This is a genomic window from Pseudomonas sp. EGD-AK9 (assembly GCF_000465935.2).
In the GTDB taxonomy this organism is placed as follows: domain Bacteria; phylum Pseudomonadota; class Gammaproteobacteria; order Pseudomonadales; family Pseudomonadaceae; genus Aquipseudomonas.
Window position 1 is genome coordinate 1 of record NZ_AVOF01000654.1, and the last position, 988, is coordinate 988.

A 988-nucleotide genomic window follows, 5' to 3' on the forward strand; every position below is an offset into this window, starting at 1 on the left:
CAACCAGCAGGGCCGCGAGGAGTCGCGGCGCTGGGGCGAACTGCTGCGCCGCCAGGGCATCGAGCGGCCGCGGCTGCTCAGCAGCCGCTGGTGCCGCGCGCTGGATACCGCCAGGGGCATGGGCCTGGGCCCGGTGCGGCCGCTACCGGCGCTGGACTCCTTCTTCGAGCAGCGCGACGCCGCCGAGGCGCAGACCGCCGAGCTGATTCGCGCGGTCAACCTGCTGCCGCCGGGCGAGCCGCTGGTGCTGGTGTCGCATCAGGTCAATATCACCGCGCTGACCCGGGTGTTTCCCGCGTCCGGCGAGGGGCTGATCCTGGCCTTGCCGCTGCGCGCGGCGCCGCAAGTGCTGGCGCGTATCGCGCCGCCCTGAGCGTCGGTGCGCACGGCGGTCAAAGCGCCAGTTGCGTCTGCTGCGACGGCAGCGCGCCTTCCAGTTCCAGCAGCAGTTGCTTGCGCGGCAGGCCGCCGGCGTAGCCGGTAAGGCTGCCGTCGCGGCCGATCACCCGGTGGCAGGGGATGACGATGGACAGCGGGTTGGCGCCGTTGGCGGTGCCCACCGCGCGCACCGCCTGTGGCCGCGCGATGGCGGCGGCCAGGTCGCTGTAGCTGCAGGTGCGACCGTAGGGAATGCGCTGCAGGGCCTGCCATACCGCCTGCTGAAAGGGCGTGCCACGCGGCGCTAGGCGCAGCTCGAACTGGCGGCGACGGCCGGCGAAATACTCGTCCAGCTGCCGGCACGCATCATCCAGCTCGCCGCCGGCCTGTCGCCAGTCTTCGCCGATGCGCCAGGGGCGGCTGTCGAGCTCCATCAGCAGCAGCTGCAGGCCGTTTTCGTCGCCGGCGAGAAACAGCGGGCCGAGGGGGCTGTCGTGGTGGCGGTAGTACATGGCGTTCAGCCTCCCGAATAGTTGTGCCACAGGTGTGCGGCGGCGTAGGCACGCCAGGGCCGCCAGGCTTCGGCGCGGGCCTTGAGGCGGCGCGCATC

At 72.4% G+C, this 988-nt stretch carries 1 protein-coding gene and 2 pseudogenes; 1 reads left to right on the forward strand and 2 read right to left on the reverse strand.

Translation table 11 applies throughout. The annotated features are described in order from the left end of the window. Nucleotides 1–373, forward strand: a pseudogene (locus N878_RS29200) (histidine phosphatase family protein); the annotation flags it as partial. A 19-nt stretch (nt 374–392) separates the two neighbouring features. Here the strand turns inward: N878_RS29200 and N878_RS22270 are convergent. Together N878_RS22270 and N878_RS28580 are read right to left on the reverse strand one after the other, a co-directional pair. Beyond that, complete coding sequence (locus N878_RS22270; protein ID WP_021445731.1) at nt 393–890, reverse strand: methylated-DNA--[protein]-cysteine S-methyltransferase; 498 nt, start codon at nt 888–890, stop codon at nt 393–395. A 5-nt stretch (nt 891–895) separates the two neighbouring features. Continuing rightward, nucleotides 896–988, reverse strand: a pseudogene (locus N878_RS28580) (DNA-3-methyladenine glycosylase 2 family protein); the annotation flags it as partial.

Excerpts from the sequence above, each read along its gene's own strand:
- N878_RS22270 (WP_021445731.1), bottom strand. The coding sequence starts at position 890 with ATGTACTACCGCCACCACGACAGCCCCCTCGGCCCGCTGTTTCTCGCC.